Source organism: Bacillus sp. SRB_331, assembly GCF_003264175.1.
In the GTDB taxonomy this organism is placed as follows: domain Bacteria; phylum Bacillota; class Bacilli; order Bacillales; family Bacillaceae_G; genus Bacillus_A; species Bacillus_A mycoides.
In genome coordinates this window covers 1-23187 of sequence record NZ_NADV01000002.1, presented here as the reverse complement: position 1 = coordinate 23187, position 23187 = coordinate 1, and the positions used below count along the sequence as shown (strand labels likewise).

23 protein-coding genes and 2 pseudogenes are annotated in these 23187 nt (G+C 34.0%); 16 read left to right on the top strand and 9 right to left on the bottom strand.

The genetic code is table 11. The annotated features are described in order from the left end of the window. Positions 1–172: 172 nt before the first annotated feature. The gene (locus B5P42_RS01550; RefSeq protein ID WP_113733480.1) at positions 173–1852 is read right to left on the bottom strand and encodes a helix-turn-helix domain-containing protein; all 1680 of its coding nucleotides are present in this window, start codon (positions 1850–1852) and stop codon (positions 173–175) included. A gap of 1137 nt (positions 1853–2989) precedes the next feature. Here B5P42_RS01550 and B5P42_RS01540 point away from each other — a divergent pair. The 8 genes and pseudogenes from B5P42_RS01540 to B5P42_RS01505 all read left to right on the top strand — a co-directional run bounded on the left by B5P42_RS01540 (position 2990) and on the right by B5P42_RS01505 (position 10149). Beyond that, positions 2990–4690 carry a hypothetical protein gene (locus tag B5P42_RS01540; RefSeq protein ID WP_113733478.1) on the top strand — a complete coding sequence of 567 codons (1701 nt, stop codon included), beginning with the start codon at positions 2990–2992 and terminating at the stop codon, positions 4688–4690. A 797-nt stretch (positions 4691–5487) separates the two neighbouring features. After that, positions 5488–5787, top strand: a pseudogene (gene tnpA / locus B5P42_RS01535) (IS200/IS605 family transposase); the annotation flags it as partial. Positions 5788–5792: 5 nt separating this feature from the next. After that, a complete protein-coding gene (locus B5P42_RS01530) occupies positions 5793–6872 on the top strand; it encodes an RNA-guided endonuclease TnpB family protein (protein WP_113733477.1) in 1080 nt (359 codons plus the stop codon). Between the two features lie 246 nt (positions 6873–7118). Beyond that, a pseudogene (locus tag B5P42_RS01525) lies at positions 7119–7358 on the top strand (transposase); the annotation flags it as partial. A 469-nt stretch (positions 7359–7827) separates the two neighbouring features. Beyond that, entirely contained in the window at positions 7828–8124 is a 297-nt protein-coding gene (locus tag B5P42_RS01520) for a hypothetical protein (RefSeq protein WP_113733476.1), read from the top strand. Between the two features lies 1 nt (position 8125). After that, positions 8126–8311 (top strand): hypothetical protein, encoded by a 186-nt coding sequence (locus B5P42_RS01515; protein WP_044441200.1) that lies wholly within the window; start codon positions 8126–8128, stop codon positions 8309–8311. Positions 8312–8411: 100 nt separating this feature from the next. Beyond that, complete coding sequence (locus tag B5P42_RS01510) at positions 8412–9593, top strand: FtsK/SpoIIIE domain-containing protein (protein WP_113733475.1); 1182 nt, start codon at positions 8412–8414, stop codon at positions 9591–9593. Further along, on the top strand, positions 9532–10149 hold the full coding sequence (locus B5P42_RS01505) for a replication-relaxation family protein (protein ID WP_098425903.1): 618 nt from the start codon (positions 9532–9534) through the stop codon (positions 10147–10149). The genes B5P42_RS01510 and B5P42_RS01505 overlap by 62 nt, the downstream gene beginning before the upstream one ends. A gap of 39 nt (positions 10150–10188) precedes the next feature. Here the strand turns inward: B5P42_RS01505 and B5P42_RS01500 are convergent, their stop codons facing one another. The 8 genes from B5P42_RS01500 to cas3 all read right to left on the bottom strand — a co-directional run bounded on the left by B5P42_RS01500 (position 10189) and on the right by cas3 (position 18023). Continuing rightward, positions 10189–10413 (bottom strand): helix-turn-helix domain-containing protein, encoded by a 225-nt coding sequence (locus B5P42_RS01500; protein ID WP_113733474.1) that lies wholly within the window; start codon positions 10411–10413, stop codon positions 10189–10191. Positions 10414–10772: 359 nt separating this feature from the next. After that, positions 10773–11063 carry a hypothetical protein gene (locus B5P42_RS01495; protein ID WP_113733473.1) on the bottom strand — a complete coding sequence of 97 codons (291 nt, stop codon included), beginning with the start codon at positions 11061–11063 and terminating at the stop codon, positions 10773–10775. A gap of 66 nt (positions 11064–11129) precedes the next feature. Beyond that, on the bottom strand, positions 11130–11273 hold the full coding sequence (locus tag B5P42_RS31835) for a hypothetical protein (protein WP_181458770.1): 144 nt from the start codon (positions 11271–11273) through the stop codon (positions 11130–11132). Between the two features lie 318 nt (positions 11274–11591). Further along, positions 11592–11777: a hypothetical protein gene (locus B5P42_RS31755; protein ID WP_142674042.1), complete on the bottom strand. Its 186-nt coding sequence runs from the start codon at positions 11775–11777 to the stop codon at positions 11592–11594. A gap of 112 nt (positions 11778–11889) precedes the next feature. Continuing rightward, the gene (gene cas7c / locus B5P42_RS01490; protein WP_113733472.1) at positions 11890–12750 is read right to left on the bottom strand and encodes a type I-C CRISPR-associated protein Cas7/Csd2; all 861 of its coding nucleotides are present in this window, start codon (positions 12748–12750) and stop codon (positions 11890–11892) included. A gap of 2 nt (positions 12751–12752) precedes the next feature. Beyond that, positions 12753–14666: a type I-C CRISPR-associated protein Cas8c/Csd1 gene (cas8c, locus tag B5P42_RS01485; RefSeq protein WP_113733471.1), complete on the bottom strand. Its 1914-nt coding sequence runs from the start codon at positions 14664–14666 to the stop codon at positions 12753–12755. After that, positions 14667–15386 (bottom strand): type I-C CRISPR-associated protein Cas5c, encoded by a 720-nt coding sequence (cas5c, locus tag B5P42_RS01480; RefSeq protein ID WP_113733470.1) that lies wholly within the window; start codon positions 15384–15386, stop codon positions 14667–14669. Between the two features lie 207 nt (positions 15387–15593). Continuing rightward, complete coding sequence (gene cas3 / locus B5P42_RS01475) at positions 15594–18023, bottom strand: CRISPR-associated helicase Cas3' (RefSeq protein ID WP_113733469.1); 2430 nt, start codon at positions 18021–18023, stop codon at positions 15594–15596. A gap of 216 nt (positions 18024–18239) precedes the next feature. On the opposite strand from cas3, the gene B5P42_RS01470 reads away from it, so the two are divergent. From B5P42_RS01470 to B5P42_RS01430, 8 genes are all read left to right on the top strand, one after another. Then, complete coding sequence (locus tag B5P42_RS01470) at positions 18240–19154, top strand: Y-family DNA polymerase (RefSeq protein ID WP_113733468.1); 915 nt, start codon at positions 18240–18242, stop codon at positions 19152–19154. A 143-nt stretch (positions 19155–19297) separates the two neighbouring features. Next, positions 19298–19699 (top strand): IS200/IS605 family transposase, encoded by a 402-nt coding sequence (tnpA, locus tag B5P42_RS01460; RefSeq protein ID WP_113733467.1) that lies wholly within the window; start codon positions 19298–19300, stop codon positions 19697–19699. Positions 19700–19704: 5 nt separating this feature from the next. After that, entirely contained in the window at positions 19705–20784 is a 1080-nt protein-coding gene (locus B5P42_RS01455; protein ID WP_113733466.1) for an RNA-guided endonuclease InsQ/TnpB family protein, read from the top strand. Between the two features lie 142 nt (positions 20785–20926). Beyond that, positions 20927–21331: a DinB/UmuC family translesion DNA polymerase gene (locus tag B5P42_RS01450; protein WP_258397381.1), complete on the top strand. Its 405-nt coding sequence runs from the start codon at positions 20927–20929 to the stop codon at positions 21329–21331. A 15-nt stretch (positions 21332–21346) separates the two neighbouring features. Beyond that, entirely contained in the window at positions 21347–21676 is a 330-nt protein-coding gene (locus tag B5P42_RS01445) for a YolD-like family protein (protein WP_113733465.1), read from the top strand. Between the two features lie 26 nt (positions 21677–21702). Next, the gene (locus B5P42_RS01440; protein ID WP_088055073.1) at positions 21703–22038 is read left to right on the top strand and encodes a hypothetical protein; all 336 of its coding nucleotides are present in this window, start codon (positions 21703–21705) and stop codon (positions 22036–22038) included. A 41-nt stretch (positions 22039–22079) separates the two neighbouring features. Next, entirely contained in the window at positions 22080–22508 is a 429-nt protein-coding gene (locus tag B5P42_RS01435) for a hypothetical protein (protein WP_113733464.1), read from the top strand. A gap of 198 nt (positions 22509–22706) precedes the next feature. Then, positions 22707–23187, top strand: a 481-nt coding sequence (locus tag B5P42_RS01430; RefSeq protein ID WP_142674041.1) for a transposase, incomplete at its 3' end; no start/stop codon positions are given.

Here is a 23187-nt window from a genome sequence, read left to right as displayed (position 1 = left end):
TTCGTATCAACCAAAGGGACTCAGAAGTCGCCTTCTAAATAATTAGCAGTTACGCTGGTGTTTGTAGGAATATCACACTTTAAGCGTAGGAGTTTAATGGATAATTTGTATGTAAATACCCTAAAAAAAGAGTCCTAGAAATAGGACTCTTTTTTTAGGCTTAATTTTCAACTTACATCTTATCAATAATTAACTGTCGTTTATACCATTGATTTAATTTATTTCTCGCCGTACTAGAGAGACGTTTTGTTTTTTTATTATAAAATCTAGAAAGAGTAGGCTGCGATATACCTATCTCTATTGAGAGTTCTCGCATAGTCATATTCTTTTTCATATGCACAAACTCTATTTTCTCTCTAATTACTTGTTCATTTTCAGTTGTATCTAATGGTTTTTCTACAATTTTTATTGGCTGACTTTCCTCATGTATTGTATCAATTGTTTTCTTTTTCGCTAAGTTTTCCATTGAACTAATTAGTTCTTTGGGTGGCAATATTACTATTCCTAACTGTGAATAATAGTTTTTAAACCAATTCTTCTTTGTCAGTTTTTCTTCTTCTAAACCATTATGATATTCCCAATGAGAAATTACTTCTTCTTTTTCTAAATCAATAAGAACATTTTCTAATTGTTCGCGTATACGATTAGGTTTTTGTTTCTGGTTTATACCCATAACTGCCAACAAACCTTTATCTCCACCTATAGAATAAGGTCTTTGTAAGCTAGAAAACATTTGACGGATTCTCCATTGCCATGTCAAATACCGAATTAATCTTTTATGATATTTGTGTCTATAACTATTATATTCAAGTGCCTTTTTTGATAATAATGCGGTAGTACTATTAGAGCCATATAGATATCCGGATAAGAAACTTCCTGGTTTGATCCTGCACGATTCTATCCCCATGTATTCGTTTGTATTTTTATCTCTCCATAGAACTACGGAATCTAATACAAATAATCTTTTAATTACCTCACGTTTTACTTCGTAATGCTTACCTGTTTCAGCACGATCATTTAATACGACTACTTCATTATCATCATTTAGATATATAAAAATACTTGCTAAGGCCGCAATCCGCTTCGCTACCTTAATTTTATCTTCCACTCTATAATATTCGACACCATTTGCCTTAGCTTTTGAAATACTGCACATTTCTAAAACTTGTTCATATGAAAAATCAATAAATTCATCCGGCGATTTTGCTTCATTCAACCATTGAATTGTGATGGTATCTAAACAATCTGCAGTTAAATCATCCATATTACTCATTACGCCGTCTACTAATGTATTCCATCTTGCTGTCTCTTCAATATTCGTTAACTTTAGATCTTCATCTTTATGAGAGGAGAGCTGGGCCACTCCATTACTATCCTTTGTTTCAATAGGATATGATTTTAACCGTGTGTTTTCATCTTCTTCAAATTGATTTTTTGCTATTCCATCTCTTAACTTATAATAGACCGCAGAGTTATTTACTTCTAAATAGTTTTCATTCAATTTGTTCGTAGCTGATTCACTTGTTGCTGTATGCACTATAGTACTAGCTGTCTGATTTTTACGAAACTCTTGTTCAATAAAGACACCTATTTTCTCATGAATAATTAATCTGTAAGCATCTATATTTTTAAATATATCTAGAGAAGAAACACCTTTTCTTTGTTGTTGCTCTAGCCACTGTACAAGCATTGAAAATGATGGAGAAAGGTATTCTGAAGTCACAATTTTACTTTTATCTGCTTCAACCTCAACATAATAGGAAACCCATTTATGCCACAATTGCTCATCTTGTTTATACAGTGGTTCTGTTATTGATAGTGCATCTCTAAACAATTGTAGAACGTCTTCCATATAAATTCGGCTCCTTATATACATTTAGTTATTATTGATCTTAATTTGAAAATAATTAGCTATATGATGTTCCTTTTTATAAAACTAGAAATAAAAAGGAATATTTCATTCTTTCATTTCACTGTTAACATGGTAAGGTCTCTATTTTGCATACTTATAGCCCTCTCTGTAACTGATTATACAAGACTCAATCAATTTGTAAAATCCAAATAGCAATGATACAAGTACTTATACAATAACCTATCTTTCATTCATTAACTCTTTTTCTATTAGATTTCCAGTACTATTATTCATATTTATCTCCCTAAAGTTCCTCTTACATTTAAAAGAGAAGTAAAAGCCAAAAATGTAAAGATGAAAATATATATGTTACTTCGAATACCCCAAATTCATCAAAAATGAAAATTTATAGTCATATCATTCCCCTTTCCATCAAAACATGAAATAAAAATGACATTATGTAACTCTTTTTACTAACTCGAAATTTTTTCTAAAAGTGCTTAAAGCTTGATATATAAGCGTTTCTATTACAGCTATACTATTAGTTATGAAAATTTATAGCTATATGATGTCCCTTTTATTTTAGATGAAAACCCCATAAACCTTTTTATATTAAGGCTTTACACGTTTATAACCCTATTTTCACGTATTTATGCAACATGAAAATCGATAGCTGTATGATGTCCCTTTTTTTAACCAAACATGAAAACCCACCTAGCCACTTCATGTTCCTTTTGTAATTGTAAAATTACAGATAAAACCCATTAACATCACTGTTTAAAGGGTTTTATCTGTTTAATTCACAATTATAAACATGAAAATTCATAGCCATATCATGTCCCTTTTATTTTTTTAAAAATCGATATAACTGTTGATCTAATCATGTTTACAAGGTTTTTTTGCTATTTTCCTTCTTTTCTACCAATATGAAAATTCATAGCCACATCATGTCCATAAAAAAAATTTCAAGAATCCTGAAACCCCTTGATACACAAGGGATTAAAGGACGTTTCATCTTTTTATTTTTTCTCTTAAAGGGACGCATTTCAACCAATTTCGATTTGGTATAATCAAAATTGGTATATTTTATAGTGTTTTGGCATTTATTTCTGAATTTATAGGTAGGAGGTGAAAAAGATGGGAAAATCATTTATTATTCGTAATCAACGTAGTCTAAATGGACAATCTACAAATGCAGTTTTAGTAACACTGAAGTCTTGGCAAAAACTTGTTGAAACTTTCGAAGAGAAATACTACAGCTATAAAGATACATACCTTGAGGATATTGTTGATCATATGACATATGAGGAGCGTATTGCCGATGTGGATGGCTTCGTAGCACAGGCTAAACCATCTTTTTCACGTCGTACACTATCTGCTATTTCGGAAACAATGGGAAGAAAGCATAAATTATATGGCATTACAAACGCAGATTTGGAAGTCTTCTTATATCTACATAAAAAATGTTACACGAATGGAGTCATTCCAAATGTAACAATACATATGATGTGGGAAGATTATAAACTATATAAAGAAGAATTTGCTTACATACAGCATTCTCAATTTTATATTTCATTAAAAAAATTAAACCTACATAACATTATTACGATTGAAAATGAATTAGATGGCCGATATACAATTAAATTAACTCATTTTATGAATGAAGAAACTGAAAAGGCCAATGCATATGTTTATATTAGCCCAGTGGTATTTACGAAAGCTTTCTTTGAGCTATCAGTTGCAGCTAAGAAGCTATTCTTAGATATTGCTATGCAACAGCACAGTGAGACTACACTAAAACGTTCCTTAGATAAACAAGATGAAAGAGGAAATAGAACTCATTTTGGTGGGATGTACCGCTTTTTACATAAAAAATATCCACATCAAATACGCGCAGTTATAACAGAATTAACAACTGCATTACCATGTACAGGGACTCCATTATTCAAAATTTGTAAATTACAAAAAGGAGTTAAGAATAAAAAAAGATATACGACTCTATATCTATCCTTACATACGGATTTCTTATGTACAAAAGAAACAGGCGAAGTACAGTATCGCGATCCATTCACACCAAAGCTTACTTATGCTCGTAAAGCTCGTTTTATCGAATCCGTGCTACAAGAGATGAATATTGGTGAGTTTACACAGGACATGAACAAATTTATTGCTGTACTTAAATATACATGCCATCGACAAATTCGAAGCGTAATTCATAGCTTACGTGACATGATAGATCGTAATGAAGAATATCCAAGCAAGTTAGTATATACACTGAAAAAATTATTAAATCAAACATCACAATATCAAATTCTTGATACAGCGGCTAAAGAAGGTATTTATCCTCTTATTACACAACATGTTCCAAAAGAACAAAAAGAACAAGCTGTATTTGATTTCGGATTGCATTTCTCTATGTACTCTCTTCGAAACATCAAAAAGCTGTTCCGTAAAACGTATGAATTACTAAACTACAAATTTGCTGTACCTGTTACAGAGGAATCGTATCACCGCAACTATCTAAAGTATCAAGAAGAAACGTTGTTTAGAAAGTATGCCTATGAACAAGGTACAAACCTAAACGCTTATATGGCTTTAGAAATAGAAATACGTGAACTCCTAAAAGCAAGAGGACATAAAGATCGCTTTATTCCAAGTGATGTTCGTGAATTGTTCATTGAGAAGATAGATAGATTACCGAAAGAAAAGCTTCGCGTTATTGAAGTACCAGATAGCTTCAATTTAATTACATTTATGCGTGCCTTTGAACAGTTAATACGCGCTGGTATCCCAGTAACAACAGCTGAGCAAGTACTCACAGTAATGCAAACGAACTAATCATAATCAGCTCTCTATTTTTGAAAAAAATTCAAGATAGAGGGCTATTCGTGTTGATACGTTTATTTAAAAGACTTTTACTCATTCTTCACAATAAGTAACTTTACTCGATTCTATTCATAATAGAATCTTTTTTTATGCAATCATATACAAAAATAGTATGGTACCTATCTAAATTTCCACACTTACTTTCATATAAACACGTATGAGCTGTCTAAATACATTCAAATATCTACAAGAAATCATAAGAAAAAAATTAAATTTCGTGGATAAGTAGATAAATAATACATAATGTGAATAATTTAGTGCAATTATCATTGATATAAATAGCTTATACGCCTTTATCTATCAAAAATCATCAATATTAATGTGAGTTATGTGCTTGATTTGGATTATGTTGATTAATTAACACATAATGTGAATCTTTTGTGGGTAAATACAATAAGATTGTGGAGATTCAGTGCATTCATATGAATTTTTACGATTGAATAAATATGTTTAACAATGTATCAATTTGTTTCATTTTTTATGTAGGAATACTAAATTTCATTTATGATTATTTGTAGATTCCAGATCATATTAATACCTAATTTTCCGTTGTTAAATTCTACTATTTATGATTTTTTACGCTATGCATTGTTAAAAGGCTTTGTTACAGTAAGGATATACGTACATTTCTCAGTCCTATATAAGTTTTATCTTTATATTTTTAATATATATAAGATATATATTTATATTAGATTTTATTAACTAATCTTCATAAACAAACTGATACAGTATAACCATGATAAATGATTATAGAAGAACGTTTCAAAATGTTGGTTCAAGAAACATGTAACAGACTGGATATTGTTATTATCGCAATGGAATGTGATACAGACCACGTTCACTTGTTTTTAAATACAATGCCAACACTTAGTCCCGCCAATACAATGGCAAAAATTAAAGGGGGAACATCAAAGCGTTTGAGGGAAGAATTTCCTCACCTTATGCATTTGCCAAGTCTATGGACACGTTCCTATTTTGTTTCTACTGCTGGAAATGTATCAAGTGAGACAATAAAACATTATGTTGAAAATCAAAAAACAAGGGGGTGAAACTTATGTCGCAAACCATAACAGTTCAAGTTAAATTGCTTCCAACAAAAGAACAGATCTGTTTATTGGAACAAAGTAGCCAAGAATATATCAGAGTCATTAATGAACTTGTATCTGAAATGGTTGAGTTAAAGAAAAGCACTAAGAAAAGTACAAAAGATGTTCTCGTTAACCTACCAAGTGCGGTTAAGAATCAAGCGATTAAAGATGCGAAAAGTGTGTTTTCTACAAAGGTGAAAAAAAGTAAATACAAAATCGTTCCGATTTTAAAGAAACCCGTTTGCGTATGGAATAACCAAAATTATTCATTTAACTTCACACACATCTCGATTCCATTTATGGTGAACGGAAAATCAACTCGTTTGAAAATACGTGCGTTATTAGTAGATAAGAATAATCGTAACTATAATTTGTTAAAACACAAGTTAGGTACACTCCGCATCACCAAAAAATCTCACAAATGGATTGCCCAAATATCTGTTACAATTCCTACAACCGAAAAGACAGGAACAAAGATAATGGGTGTCGATTTAGGGCTAAAAGTTCCCGCTGTTGCAGTAACAGACGGTGACAGGGTTCGTTTCTTCGGAAACGGAAGACGAAATAAATATATGAAACGTAAGTTTCGTAGTGTCCGCAAGCAGTTAGGAGAAGGTAAGCAATTGAATGCTATTCGCCAATATAATGATAAAGAACAAAGATGGATGAAAAACGAAGATCACAAAGTAAGTCGTAAAATTATTGATTTTGCAATATATAATAATATTTCTGTCATTCGATTAGAACAACTAACGAATATTAGACAGACGGCAAGAACAAGCCGTAAAAACGAAAAAAATCTACATACTTGGTCATTTTATCGTTTAGCACAATTTATCGAGTACAAAGCGACATTAATTGGTATTAAGATCGAATATGTGAACCCTGCTTATAAAAGTCAAACCTGTCCAAAATGTTCTGAAAAGAACAAGGCACAAGACAGAAAATACAATTGTACATGTGGGTTTGAGAAACATCGTGATATCGTTGGGGCGATGAATATTCGCTACGCAACTGGGATTGATGGTAACAGTCAATCAGCCTAAGCACCTATATGGTCTGGTTTAGGAGGGGCAATGAGATGCCCTCATCTTGAAGTCTGTTCAAAACAGAAATGGACTGCGAACGCTTAGTCATTCAAGAATCCCACCCGTTAGTCCGTAAGGATTAGGGCTTGCGACTTCAGTCGTGGGAGTCTCAAATTGTTACTAAAATGACTGAAAAATATTCCATTCATATACAAAAAATAAGGATATTTTCTAATATAAAAACAACCTTTTTTAACGAATATGATTTCTATGACGCCTCATGGTAAATGCTACGTGTCGATCTTGACTGAATATGAAAAAGAGACTGTACAAAAAGAAGTAGAAACAGTTGTTGGATTAGATTTTGCAATGGATGGATTATACGCTAGTTCTGAGGATGAGAAAACCAATTCTCCTAAGTTCTATCGTAAAATGTTAGAACAATTAGCAAAGGTACAACGAGGATTAGCAAGACGTGTTAAAGGCTCAGAACGTTGGAGCAAGGGGGGTAGCTCGACTGTCTTAGGACTAATTTGTTAGCTATCAAAAGTAATGAATAACCGAGAAGCTCCTACTTCAAGTAAGCTCATAAGAGCTAATAATTGGCGAGTAGTTCACTTGCAAATCTTTTTCTTAATGGTATACTGTAAATACAAACTAAGGTATATACCTGATTAAAAAATCATACAATAAAAAAGAGAGCAACATGTGCTCCTCTTTTGATAACTACTACCGTCAGGTGGTGGCTATCAATTATCGTTTATTTTTACGAAAACCACTCTTTTTCTGCTTGCGACGGCGTGAAGAAAGGGTGGTTTTCTTGTTATTAGCACAGATTCAAAGAATTTAAGATTCTTGTCGAACGTCATTCCTATTTTGGAATGACGTATTTTTTTAGGGACAAATTCGAAAATCCTTATCATTATCATATGTATTTAGTGTATCTAGAATTCTTTATGGATGGTGAAGACATATGAGTCAATATCAAATGCTGTATAGTACACCTTATCAGTATTCTTCTCGAGCATTGAATCAAATGTACAAAGCTAATAAGAATGAAGAAAACATATGTGCTATACAAGAGCACATGCTACGACATGAAGTATACCTGGACCGACAATACCGAGGTTATTATCATTTAAGTCAAAAAATCGAGGAGGATCTATATGGTGATGAACAGGCTGCCTCCTGGAATGAGCTACTAGATGAATATCAACTTTTTAAGGATGGTAAAGGGAATTTGTCCATTAAACCAAAAGGATGGGGTTAATATGACAATTATTGGAGAACTAGGTATTGTATATGGCGTGACAGGAGCTTCAATTTTAGGAATAAAAATGCTAAAGAAGAAAGGTCTTTATCTTCCAGGTTGGTTGCTACGTGCGGGTCTCAAATGTTTGCTGATTGGGAGCGTTTGGTACGTTCTAATGGATATACTAGATGTGTTTCTACGTTAGTATTACATCTGGTAGTTGAAAGTGATTATAATAGCGCATCTTAAACAGCTTTTTCTAAGCTTCCATACAGGCTCAACTACCTTAAGGAGGTATGGAGGGAATGTTGTCGCTTTTATTAATTCCAGCAACCTTTATAACTGTAGCTTATTTTTATCAAAGTAATGGAATGAGTGATAAGAAAAAAATTGCAACGTTTTTTGAAATTGCAAAGATATGTGTCCAGTATAAAGGTGAATTACAATACCCCATTTTTATAAAAGAAATTAAGGATGATATAAGTATGAATTATGTTTACAAGTTACCACTTGGTGTACCTAGTCAACTTATCCAAAAGTTAGCTGAAGTATTAGAAGAAGGCCTATATAAACCTGTTAAAATATCGTTCCATCAAAGAGAGCTTCATATTCGCGTATTTAAGCAACAGATACCTGAAATGTGGAATTGGTCTAAGGATCTATTAAAAGAGCATACATGGAGAGTTATGATGGGGAAAGCGTTAGATAAACATGTGTATCATGATTTCGAGAAAACACCGCATATGTGCGTGTCGGGTATGACACGGTTTGGAAAGACTGTATTTCTAAAAAATGTGATGACAAGTTTGATTTTACAACAATCTCAACATGTAAGTTTTTTTATTATTGACTTGAAGGAAGGATTAGAATTTAGCCCCTATAAGAATTTGTCTCAAGTGGTAGAGGTCGCTGAAAATTCGGAACAGGCGTTAGAAATGTTGATGAGGGTACGTGAAAAGATGGTAAGACAGATTGAAATGATGAAGAAGTCCTATTTTACCAATATCATAGACACATCAATTAAAGAACGTTGCTTCATCATAGTAGATGAAGGAGCAAATCTTTGTCCCACACAAGGATTACCTAAAAAACAACGTGATGTATTATTTTTGTGCCAGGAGATGTTATCTGAAATCGCAAGAATCGGAGGTGGTTTAGGATTCCGGCTCATATTTTGTACGCAATATCCTACTTCTGATACATTACCAAGACAAATTAAACAAAATGCTGATGCGAAAATAGGCTTTCGATTACCAACGGCGGTCGCTTCACAAGTTGCTTTGGATGAACCAGGTCTGGAGGATTTACCTTCTCTTCCAGGAAGAGCATTGTTTAAAACAGATCGTACAGAGGAAATCCAGGTACCTTATTTAAAGGATACAGACATGTGGAAGTTACTGAAGCAATACAAGGTGGTGAAACAGCATGAGGCACCAGAAGCTCAAACAGAAAGCCAGACAGATCGAGATTTTATCGAGTTTAAATAAGCTGGAATTTGCTTCTAGGAGGCAATTGCAAGCAATTCATGCTCTAGGTAGTATTCGAAATGCAAATCGTATTTTGAAGGATCTACGGCAATATTGCCATGTGACCTCTCATAACCGAGAGTATGTTTACTATCTTAATAAGAAAGGTTGTGCTTTGTTAGGATTAGAGCCGAATGAACGAAAAAAAAAGCATCAACTTGAACATATTCTTTTACGCAATGAGGCTTGGATGTGGTTAGATTTTCCGGATTGGAAGACTGAACAAGTTATAAAATTTAGATATCAAAATGAAGAAAAAATAATTGTACCAGATGCATATTATTTAGTGGATCAGATACCGCATTTTGTTGAGATTGATAGGCTGCAACACATGAAGAATAATGAAGAAAAAATACAGTATTATAGTTTAATTGCAAAGCTATATAAAAAACAAAAAGATATCGTACCAAACATTTTATTTTTTACTATATCGGATTATCGAGAAAAGAAATTAGAGAGTTATGGAATAAAATATAATGTATTCACCCGTACATTTGTATTAAAAGACGTACTATAAAGTTAAAAAGCACAAGGTGAATTCTGCTCCTTGTGCTTTTTACATGTCCCAAAAATCAGTGATTTTTGCACTCCTGTCCACCTTTTTAATTGCTCGAAAGATTTTTTGAATAACTGGGAAGCTTGGAATGTGAGATTTATTATTACATAACCTAGAAATTGTATTACGGCTTACACCGGTTGCATCTTCTAATTCCTGCTGCTCTATTCCATTTTGATCTAACCATTTTCCTAACTTTGTACGATTTTTCTTTTTTCTTTGCATGAAAGTGCCTTCCCTTCTTCTATCCTATTTAACTGTTATTTTGGACACTTTCGATGTAATTTATACACATTCACCTTGAATGGTGCATATGTCTTTCTTTTGGTGCATACAATAAAAATAGATAAAGAGAATAACAGATTTTTTGTAATTATTTTGTGGAATATAGCATACATAATAATAGCTACAAGATGCGGATACACTGAAATATAATTGCATCTTGTTGCAAAGGATATGATTAAAAAATTAAAAGCTGAAACCTCTTCTGCGAGAAGGGATTCAGCTTTTAATTTTTATTTAAATAAACGTCGAGAAAATTTGAAAGATGAGCAGGAGAAGGATAAGAGTCGAAATATGAAATGTTATATATCAAGCAGTAAGTATCTCAAAAAAGTTTCAATCCGCGCACCAACAAGAGATGCGATTGTACGCTCCGAGTCCTCGTTAAGAAATTGAAAGATTTCAATCCACGCACCTGTAAGAGGTGCGACCGAAATCATTTTAAATATGGAAAAGGAGCGTGCTATTTCAATCCCCGCACCAATAAGAGGTGCGACTACTACATTAACAACTAGTTGTACCTTGCTGTGCATTTCAATCCACGCACCTCTTGTAGGTGCGACCATTAGACAGCTATACAGAGTTTTCACCATCTATATTTCAATCCCCGCACCAATAAGAGGTGCGACACAAGAAATATCAGAGTATACTAAGGAATATCAAATTTCAATCCACGCACCTATAAGAGGTGCGACTAAAAAAAGAAAAATTACCCATTGTATGCGGAATATTTCAATCCCCGCACCTACGAGAGGTGCGACAAAACGCTCCGGCCACACCGTTAAGCGACAGCCTGATTTCAATCCCCGCACCTACAGAGGTGCGACGTAAGGCGACTTCGGATTGTGTCAAGTCTTCAAAATTTCAATCCCCGCACCAATAAGAGGTGCGACTTAAAGCTGCATTTTACACTTTTCATGCGTTTAGGATTTCAAACCACGCACCTATAGGAGGTGCGACTATCAAGTTCAGCACCAACGCCAACATCAAGAGTAATTTCAATCCACGCACCAATAAGAGGTGCGACGGGTCATTGATAGATGCTACCCCTACCTCACGAACATTTCAATCCACGCACCTATAAGAGGTGCGATTCTTGGCCTGGCTGCCAAACGAGGCTATCATGGGATTTCAATCCCCGCACCTACAAGAGGTGCGACGTATGTTGCGTTACGATGGATTAGAAGTTTTAGAATTTCAATCCACGCACCTGTAAGAGGTGCGACTGTAGAGCTGATCGTAGCTTTTTCGATGCACGAATTTAAATCCCCGCACCCACAAGAGGTGCGACCCCGATTTGTGTTCAAGATCATACACAAATACGTTAAGTTGGTTCAAAAATATGCAAGCTTTTTTATTTAATTAAGAAATTTGTATAGAAAATCATAAATTTTAATCATAAGATAACTATTTTCTTCATTACAGTCCATCAATAATCTCAACTTTTAAACCATCTAATTCATGTACTAAGATGGTATAGTTATCAATTGTTTTGGGTTCGTCAATATTCCGCTTAATGTCCAGTAAACGGTGTACTTTTGCAGAAGAGTACTGACCAAGTTTTGAATTATGCTCCCACCAACAAACTTTATGTACTTCTATACTTCCTTCAGGACGTGCTGCTGACGCATCATTTTCAAACAATGTAACCAGTGCATTTTTAATCTTTTTCGCATCCTCGTTAGTAAAACCTGTCTTTTCTGCTAATTGTGTATTAATACTGCCATAAAAAACATAGACTCCAAAATCAACACGATGCTTCATCCCCATCGTATCTGAACCTTTATCCTTCCCAGGCTCAGAATTTACACTCTTCGTAATCTGCATACTAGTAATGTCAATCGGATCAACACTAGTTGCTGTATGAATTGAAACAGGTCCTCTTACTCCAACAGAGACACCTTTTCCAGCTCCCCCTTTAAATGCAAAAACTTGTCCAAAGCTCCTTACATCAATCCACTCCTGACATGAGATTGCAGCAAATTGTTCATGAGGATTTTCTTTTGATTTTAACGCTTTGACTAAATCTACATTTGTTTCTGCTCTTTCCCTTAAACTATTAAACTGGTCTACCCTCCTATCATTTGATTGAACAAAAATAGATTCTTCCATATCTTGAAGACGATTTCTAATTTTTCTTTTAATGGCTACATCAGAGATTTCACCATGGCCATCATAATTTTGTCTTGGACGATTCCCATTCAAAGGATCTCCATTTGGATTAGCCTTGGTAACAGATAGAACAACTGCAAAATCGATTTTATGGTTTAAAGTTGTCATTATTAATTCTCCTCTCCATTATTTACTGCATCATTTAGTGAAACATTCTTTTCTTTTTTTTGATATAACTCATGCCGTTGACTGTAAAAGCCTAACAAGTATTTTACAGATAGTGGTTTATTATTGAAATCTTCGATTTTTATTTTTGAGCCAACCTCATCAATTAATTTGTTATAATACCAAACTTTCTCTCCTAAACGTGCTTGATATGGCTGTAGAGCCCCCTGAATCGTCCTCCATGTTCTTTCCGGATGTTGAGAAAAGGAATTCATATATCTTCTAGCATTTGTAGCACGTTGATCACCTGTATTTAAAGAATTTCTTTCCAAAACATCCGCAATTGCAAGAAGGCGACCGAATAGATAATCACGATCATTATTTTCCTTATCTAGTACCAATTGATATCCCTCCATTGTATTAATTAATGCACATGTAATGCTTAGTGTTTTTTCCCATTCCCATTTTTCCATTGAAAGAGGGTTTGATGCACGCTGAAAGGCGCTTCTGACAATGTCGAAGGGGATTTTTTTCTCGTCTATAATACAAGGCAGTATACGCTCCATCAAACCTTTAACTACTTTCTCGTTTGCTTTTGGCCCATAAGCAGCAAACGCAATATCTTTCGTTGATGGTGCTCCATAAAATTTCACAAATTCATTATCTTTATTTTTACGATAGCGATGTTCCCATACACATGTGGAATGCCAGTTCTTTAACCGGTTTAAATAAAGGTTTTTATCTATATTACGGTAATAGAGAACTGCTAATCTACCCGTTGTCGCTGAATCAAGCAAGAGAATATTTACATTGGCACTGGACGATAAATTATTTTTATAGCCATCAATCGCTTTAGCGACCTCATTAGCAAATTGTTCATGTGTATAAGACTTAATTTCTCGCTTTTTCGTTACTCTTACATCCATTGAAAAAATGTTGTAACTGTCTTCTACAAGATCTGGAATATCTTCTGCATCATTGCCCCAGACAAGAAATACACGTTGATCAACGATTTTCCCTTGCTTGTTAATAAGCCATTTCAATGCATTATGCGCTTTTTGAGATACATCGTAACTGATATTAGCGACATCATTAGCCTTTTGAAATCTTCCTCTAAATGTAAAACCACTTGTATCATTTGCAGAAATCAATTTTGCCTTGTCCCCTGCATTTCTGATTTTATTGGCATGTTTGTCTGTACTTGGCATTATTTTTCCTGTCACATAGCAATAATCATCTTTACCCAAAAAATCATTATAAAATTTGATAAAAGAATCGTACATTAAGGGATCTTTCCAGACGTTTGTCAGTATTTCATTCGGAGAATACACATTAAACCTAATGAAAGCGCTCTCTTGCCTACCTGTAACTGTTGAAAAAATGGGGGGTTTTTCACCAAGGAATACTTCAGCCTTTTCATCCCATGCTTCAATCAATTGTCCGTTTTCATCAACATGCAAAACTTTTTGTTCGACTAAATCTTTTATTAATTGTCTCTTGCTTAAATAATTATAGATGCTTTTTACTTTATCTGTAGCATAGGGAGATACTGCCCATTTTTCTAATTGTCTTATGTAGGCGGAGAAAGGTTCTTCTTTTTTGATTTTCCCCCCATAGGTAACAAAATCACCTGCCACATAACTCAATTTATCATGTAATGGATAAGGAGCTATTTTTGATCCAGCTCTGTTGGCGGAATCTTCTGTACATGGAATCAATGTATTGGCATCAATTTTATCAATGATTTCCGCGGTGTGAAATTCACCATCTTCTGTAATTGAAACTTCGATATGAGCTGTTTGAGTAGTATGAGAAATAGGTAGTAATGTATATTCTTGGCCATTATATTTTTTTTCAATTTTACCGATTCGATCTAAGTTTGATTGATACGTCTCGTACAAATTCAATAGCCAACTCATTTATTCACTTCCTTCTTCTAATTGTTTTATAAGCTCATCAACTGATTCAATATTTGAACGGTCAAAAACCTTTGGCTCCATCTTCGATATTTTACGAACTTGTGTACATTCTTCAGGTCGGATGAATTGAATGATTCCATCTCTCATTACAGGATTCCATAATCGAACTTCTAGTTCATTTCTACCCGTTTCATCTGGATAATTAAGCCCATGAACCATTGTACCTAAATGAATATCTCCACCATAATTATCATAAAAGCCTTTGCCTTCACCAAAAACACAGGGCTCCACATATCCTTGGCATTCTCTCGTTCCTAAAAAAATGTCTCTCCGTCCTCCAACTTTAAGTGAACGTTTTAGGATGTTATGATGCTTAAATTCGTTACGGTCAAAAGCTAAATCTGGTCGGTGAGGATTAAAGATAAAATGAGCCTGGACTTGATATCGTACATTCTTTAAATATGTGTAATTTGCGAGTGTATTTCCACCACCATACTCAATTGGACGAATACCTTTTGATTCCATTTTAATCGCATTCATAATTCTTATTTTATCTACAATCATAAGGAGAGTTGGCTTCCAGTAAATTGATTCGACAATCCCTTTAATAGCTTGATAAGTTGGTACTTGATAAGTTAACTTTTCTCCTCCCATTTTCATCAAGGGATCTGTGAAAAGAGCGTAATCACCAAATACTTCAAATTCAATAGAATTTCTCAAAGATTCTCCCCCCTTTTTTGGTTTTCTAAATTTTTCTAATAAGTTAATGATAGCTCTCCTATGTAACGATATCAATAATTTAAAATAATATATTGTAAGAAGGTTATGAATTTTTTATAAATACTATAATAAATCGTCACTAGTATTAGTGTGGACTAAAAGGTATAGTATATGATTTAAAAACCTATCTCAAATAAAGATAGGTTTTTAAAATATTGTGGCCTTAAAAGTGCTCTCATTATGAGCATTCAAACCATATTCATCACTATAAGCACTTTCTTTCAAAGCTAAAATCTTTCCATCAAGATAACATACTAGTCCATCGTTTTTAATTAATTGTTCTTTTTCATAGTCGAATAAATTAACTGTATACTGCTGTGCCTTTCGTAATAATCGACTTAGATCCTCAATGGAATTACTGCCATTTAATTCTGCGATAATATCCTTTCCCTCTTCATATGGAACAATAACCGAAGTGGTTAGATTATCAATGACGTTGAAATGTTCGGCTGCTGTTCGGTAACTATTTATAATAAATAACGGAATGTCCTTTTTGGCGTGTTTATGAATATATGCTTGACGATAGCTGTTTTCTATTCTTGGTGCAGATAATAAATCAGTCATGTTCTTTTTTAGTTTTGGAATAAAATAATTTAAATCAGATTCAAATTCTGTATAATATTCTTTAAAATACCTTTTCATTGCCTCTCTTGATAAAATATGCCCCCCATGCGATTTGTTGTTACGCTTCAAATCCACAAGGATTTTTTTTGTAATTTTCTTGCCGATTTTAATCTCCTTTAAACGACTTAGATTTTCCTCTTCATAATCAATCACATAAACATTCTGTATGCCCTTTTCCCCATGACGATTACACCTTCCCGCGGCTTGTGCTATAGAGTCTAACCCAGATAAGGATCGAATAACACACTCAAAACTCACATCTACACCAGCTTCGATTAACTGTGTACTGATGCAAATGATTTTTTTTCCATCATTGAGGCGCTTCCTAATCTCTTCTAAAATTTTATGTCGATGGGCTGCACACATTGTTGTGCTTAAGTGGTAAATCGGAATATTTAATTCTTGACTCTGTAATTGTGTATATAAATCTCTCACAACTGATTTTGTATTTAAGATAATTAGGATACTTTGTACTTCCTCAATTTTTGTATGTATAAATGCTGTGAGTTTATTATTATTAAACGTTTCATTAGTTGCTTTATCAATGATTTCGACTCTTTTAAATGATTCAATTACATAATCGAGATTATTAATCATTTCAGAATCTGTATTTATATCTAACTTCTGTTCTACAAAGTCCAAAGCGGGTTGAGTGGCAGTACAGAGAACCAGACTGGAACAACTATATATTTTTAAAAAATTCAATGCTTGATTAAATAATGAAACGCATGAAATGGGAACTTTTTGTACTTCATCAAAAATAATAATTGCATCACTTAGATTATGGAGTCTTCTAGTATTTCGACTTCCTTTTGCGTAAAACACATTTAGAAACTGAACCATGGTTGTAAAAATAACGGGCGAATCCCAATTATCTTTAGCTAGTTTTAATTTTTGTTGTACGTTAATAATACCGTCTTCACTTTCATCATTATCATTCACTTCTTCAACTATATTGGAATGATGTTCTAAAATATTTGCTTCATCTTCTAAGATTTTTCGAACTTCTTCCGCATTTTGCTCAATAATTGTTGTGTAAGGTACAACATAAATAATTCGTTTTTTATTATGGAGCTTAGCATGTTTTAGTGCATATCTTAAACTTGCTAATGTTTTACCACCACCAGTTGGAATTGATAATGTATATATTCCTGATGGCCTTTCCGCAAATTGGTCACACTGATCTGACATCTCTGCTCTTAGAATATTAATGGGGTTATTTGCATTCTGCTGTTTTTTAAATGAATTGATTTTTATCATGAGCCTTTCGTAGTATATATCGAATAAATCGTTAGAATTTATTACGGATTCTATACTTTTATCTTCTTCAAATAGTCGGGTGTTTGTTCTATCGGCATCTATTAATGTACTAAAGATAAATTTAGTTAAAAACATTAATTGTTTTTCAGTATTTTCGGGGGATTCTTTAAGTAAAAAACTTTCTAGTTCTACAGTGGCTTTGTCAACATACTCATGAAAATCTATTTCGCTCATAACATATTTAAAAAAGAATTGCTTTGTCATATCAAATTCACTCAATTCTTTATCTCGCACTCGATTTAAATAGGCAGATTCTAAATCAGGGTTTAAAAAATCTTGAAGGTACCCATGGTGAGAAATAATGGCATTTCCTACGATTTCAGCTAGTATCCCTTTATAAGGAATAATATTTTCCGTATGGAAGAATTGATATAAAAGTTTTCCACCTGCAGTTGAATGATCGACACTTCCTCTTTTGGATGGAGATTCAGGGTTATTTACTGCTTCTAATATATATGTTCTAAATCCATTGGTGTATTTACCCAAATCATGGAGCATACCTGCTAAACCAGCTAAGTGTTTTATCCCAATTTTTTCTCCATAGGTTTCAGCTAGTTCTTTTACACCTAACAAATGCTCTTCGACAGTTTGTACCTGTTTGTCACTTTCACGGATGTGAGCAATGTAGTTCATTCTTTTCCCTCCAATATATAGCTTTAAAAAGTCGCCCATTTTACCATTTTATCATGTAAAGAGATAGACAGGACTTAAGCATGGGATGTTGATCTTCGTTATTAAGCCACGACTTAATAATTTCACGTACCAAACTTTTAATAAAAAAATGTTTGTATAAACCAAAACAAAAGGTTTATAATAAGAACAAATGTTCTGTTCTTGGAGGCTAAAACGATGTTTGATTACTCAAAATGCATGAATCGAATGATTTTTTGCATAGACCTTTGTTCATTTTTTGCCAGTTGTGCATGTGTTATGAGAGGTTTAGATCCACTGAAAGTAAAATTAGCTGTCGTTGGGGATGTGAATAGAAATGGATCTATTGTGTTGGCTGCGACTCCTGAACTTAAAAAATTAGGTATTTCCACAGCAACCAGATTATACGAAGTACCAAAAGATCCAAATATAATTATCGTAAATGCAACAATGAGAAGATTTGTTGAAATTTCAAATCAAATCACAGAAATTTATACAAAGTATGTAGCATTAGAGGATCTACACGTTTACTCAATCGACGAATGCTTTTTAGACATGCAACAAACAGCTCATCTTTTCGGACGTGATCCGATTGTAATTGCTAAAAGGATTCAAAAAGAAATATATGATACAACGGGCATAACTGCATCCATCGGAATTGGGCCGAATTTGTTCCTTGCAAAAGTTGCTCTAGATGTGGAAAGTAAACATTCGAATTCCAGGATTGCAATGTGGTCATACGAAGATGTTTCGAAGAAATTATGGAATATTAAACCCCTTCAAAAAGTATGGGGAATTGGAACGGCGACTCAGGAAGCTTTACATAGCATGGGGCTATTTTCCTTGAAGGATGTTGCTAGAACGCCTAAAGAACATCTAATCAAGCGATTTGGCAAAGTAAAAGGTGAAGAGTTATATCGTTTTTCATACGGTATTGATGAGAGCCGTATTGCTAATAAATACATTCCGAAAAGCACTTCTATTACAAAAGGACAAATATTATTAGAAGACTGTTTTAGCCCCAAAAAATTAAAAATGCTTCTTCTAGAACAAATAGAAGAAACCTGTTTTCGCTTACAGCCCTTCCCGAACGAGAAAGCCCATCGCCTTTAGGCATGGGATGAAAGTGAGGTTGGATACGGAGTGCTACTAAACAACCGAAAGGTTTGTGGCACTTTAGTTATCCAAAGTGTGTGTATCCTTTATTTTTGACCTTTCGTTTTGCAGTTTTATAATCAAACTGATACATTGTAAGTATGATAAATGATTATAGAAAAACCAAAACAACAGTTTCATTAATTAACTACCATTTTGTGTTTTGCCCACGATACAGAAGAAAGATTTTTCTTAACGCAAAAGTAGAAGAACATTTCAAAGCATTGGTTCAAGAGCTATGTAACAAACTAGATATTGTTATTATTGCAATGGAATGTGACAAAGACCATGTTCATTTGTTCTTAAATGCACTACCAACACTTAGCCCTGCTGATATTATGGCGAAAATTAAAGGCGTGACGTCGAAGCGTTTAAGAGAAGAGTTTTCTCATCTCGCGCATTTGCCAAGTCTGTGGACACGTTCCTATTTTATTTCTACTGCTGGGAATGTATCAAGTGAAACAATACAACATTATGTTGAAAGTCAAAAAACGAGGGGGTGAAACTTGTGGCACAAACCATCACGGTCAAAGTTAAATTGCTTCCGACAAAAGAACAACTTAGGCTATTGGAACAAAGTAGTTCCGATTATATTAAACTCATTAATACACTGGTATCAGAAATGGTTGAAGCGAAGAAAAGCATGAAGAAAAGCACAAAGGATATTGAAGCCAATCTTCCAAGTGCGGTTAAAAATCAAGCGATTAAAGATGCGAAAAGTTTATTTTCTACAAAAGTGCAAAAGAGTAAATACAAAATTGTTCCCATTCTAAAAAGACCTGTTTGTGTGTGGAATAACCAAAATTATTCATTTGATTTCTCGCACATTTCAATGCCCCTTATGGTAAATGGAAGGTCAACTCGGTTAAAGGTTCGTGCTTTATTAACCGACAAATATAATCGCAATTTTGAATTGTTGAAACACAAGTTAGGTACACTTCGTATCACAAAGAAATCTGCTAAATGGATCGCTCAAATATCTGTCACAATCCCTACAAACGAAAAAATGGGAACAAAGATTTTAGGAGTGGACTTAGGTCTCAAAGTTCCTGCGGTAGCCATCACAAACGATGATAAGGTTCGTTTCTTCGGAAACGGTAGACAAAACAAATATATGAAACGTAAGTTTCGTAGTATTCGCAAGAAGTTAGGAGAAGCTAAGAAATTGAATGCCCTTCGGCAGCTTGATTATAAAGAACAAAGATGGATGCAAGATCAAGACCACAAAGTGAGTCGTGAAATCGTTGATTTCGCAACGAATAATAATATCTCTGTCATTCGATTGGAGCAACTAACGAACATTAGACAGACGGCACGAACAAGCCGTAAAAACGAAAAAAATCTACACACTTGGTCATTCTTTCGTCTAGCACAATTCATTGAGTACAAAGCGAATTTAGTTGGTATAAAGACCGAATATGTGAATCCTTCTTATACAAGTCAAACATGCCCGAAGTGTTCTGAAAAGAACAAAGCACAAGATAGAAAATATAAGTGTCAATGTGGATTTGAGAAGCATCGTGATATCGTTGGGGCGATGAACATTCGCTACGCAACTGTGGTTGATGGTAATAGTCAACCAGCCTAAGAACCTATATGGTCTGTCTTAGGAGGGGTGATGGCACACCCTCATCTTGAAGGCTGTTCAAAACAGAAATGAACTGCGAACGGTTAGTCATTCAAGAATCCCATCCGTTACACCGTAAGGTGTAGGACTTGCGGCTTTAGCCGTGGGAGTGTCAAGATCTATAGATAAATGTTGTCGTACGGTTGAGCTTTCTATAGGCTATAGCAAATACATCGGTGGAGGATTTAAACGAGCGATTACATTAGATCAGCCAACATGCTTAACAGAAGATGTGTATGAGGCTTCTTTGCAACTATTAAGAAGGTTTCATTCTGGACATCCGGTGCGCCAAATACACATTACACTAAAAAATTTGACCAGGGATGATGCAATTCAAATGTCATTGTTCGAAGATACTTCCCAAAAAGATACTAAAAGGAAATTAGCAAAAACAATGGATAGTATACGGCATAAACATGGTAAAAATTCAATTATGAGAGGTATCAGCTACATTAAAGGGGCTACACAAAGGGACAGAAACGGAAAAATAGGTGGACATAAAGCATAAGGAGGAATACAGATCATGATTGATAGAGGTATGATGCGATGGGTTCCATTTTCAGCAATAAAAGAACAATTTGAAGGGATGAATGAATTATACGATAAGCAAAATGAAGTACCGATGCCTATTTTAGATGAGCAACAATTAGAAGAAATAAATGATGTTGTGTATTTGGCAATGTCTAAAAATCTAGAAGTAAGTATTTTCTATCATAAACAGAAAAAAATACAATTGGAAACAGGTTATATTCATTATTATGACACATCTCGAAATGAGCTAAGAGTTATTGATAAACATGATAAGGTGATATGTATATACATCAATCATATTACAGATATAAAATATACATAATTTGAAAAATAGGATAGGTTGTTATATTGAAACGAACAGGTAAAGATGTAATTGGACTGATTGGTACGTTGTTAGGATTACTATGTTCGCTAGTCATTCTATTTCTAGGAAGACTCGCATACGAAATGGGAGAGTTAGAAGGAGCTGAAAAAGGTCTTACTGTTGGATGTATGGGAGCATTTTTTTCTATTTTAGGATTCTTTGGTTTTATAAAAGCTAAGGGTGCATGTAAAGAGGCTGGATTTTTGATGATTGTATCTGCAATAGGTTTATTTGTTTGTGTAAATAAAATTACATTTTATCTATTCCCTGGCTTGGCACTTTTACTTAGTGGACTAAATAATATTTTTGGCAAGAAGTAATATATAAAGAGCAAAAAAATATTAATTAAGGAGTGGTAAGTGTGAAATATTTTGTATTTGAAGATGATGAATTAATAGGGGGATGCGAAGAGACAATATACGTTTTTGAACAAACCAAAAGAAAAAATAACTACGACAGCATTAATGATTTGGAGGAGTTTGCAGTACAATGCCTATTCATTGAACGGAGAAATACACATTGGTATTGGTATAAAGGAAAAAATGTGATAGAAATGACTATGCAGGAACTCGAAGAGAGAATTAGAGCAGAATTAAAAGAATTGAAAATGATATCCAAAGAAGAATTTACAGAAGTAAGAAACAGATATTCTCCTTATATCAAACCTATCGAGTTTCCTCGTAATGGAATCAGATGTGCATATGCTTATGAACCAGACTGGAATGATGTGTTCTTTGTTATGGAAACGGAAGAAAGTTATTTTGCCCTTTATTGGTTCACAGGGGCTTAAAAATAACTTTTATTCAAAATTAGCGGGTTTTCGATAAATAATTAATAGGCTTGCTATATAAATAGAGTCCTATATTAATTAGCAAGATTTAATAGGGATAGCACCGCACATCCATCAACTTAAGGATTTAGACTATTTTTGAAGCTAAAAGCACGTTACTATTCTCTTATATTAATGAGAAAGGGTGACGTGCTTTTTATGAATATGAATCAAAAACAAGAATTATCTTTATTCGCCGAAGAGTTATATCGATATATGTCTCCCGCTACACTTAATCAATTAGCTATAGAAGCTGGTGGGATGAAACGAAAACGTAAGTGCCATGGGCACCATTTTTTATCTTTATGTGTATGGCTGAACCAACAAATCGCTACTACCTCTCTTACTCAACTTTGTAGTCAATTAGAAACTTCAACAGGAATTTTATTAAGTCCTGAGGGACTTAATCGGCGATTTAACTCGGCTTCTGTAGCCTTCTTTCGAACTGTATTTACTACACTTCTACAAGCTAAAATTGGGGGATTATCTAAGATTTCCCATGCTCTTTCTGCTTACTTTGAGCGTATTCTTATCCTTGATTCTACAACATTTCAAGTGCCGGATCGATTCGCAGCTACTTATCCTGGTGCCGAAGGCTGTAGTCATACAGCTGGTGTAAAAATTCAATTAGAGTATGACT